General features: G+C 70.5%; 1 protein-coding gene. It reads right to left on the reverse strand.

Annotated features, from left to right (window positions below):
* The coding region (locus POF53_RS25970) for a contractile injection system protein, VgrG/Pvc8 family (RefSeq protein ID WP_498970069.1) at positions 1-349 on the reverse strand (349 nt) is incomplete at both ends.

Here is a 349-nt window from a genome sequence, read left to right on the forward strand (position 1 = left end):
TGGCGCCTCGGGGCGCCATTCGATGCGCCCTGGCACCAGCAGGGCCTTTTGCGAGTAGCGCGTGCCTTGTTCGGCGCCGGCGGCTTCCTCCTGCAGGCTGGTGAACTGCGCGCCCTCGTGGCGCACGCTGGCCACCCGCCAATGGATGTTGAGGTCTGCGCGGGGGTGTTCGACCAGGTCGAAGCTCAGGCCCGGCTGCAGGCGCACGTCGTCGCCCTCGACCTCGGCGATGCGCGCGTCGTGGCGCAGGGCGGTGAGGCGGGTGCGGGTGAAGGGGATGCCGACTTCGTCACGCTTGTAGCGGCCGGGGTAGTCGAAGCGCTCGTAGTCGTCGGCCTGGTGCTGCAGA

It is taken from the genome of Mitsuaria sp. RG (genome assembly GCF_028369275.1).
In the GTDB taxonomy this organism is placed as follows: Bacteria; Pseudomonadota; Gammaproteobacteria; order Pseudomonadales; family Pseudomonadaceae; genus Aquipseudomonas; species Aquipseudomonas peradeniyensis.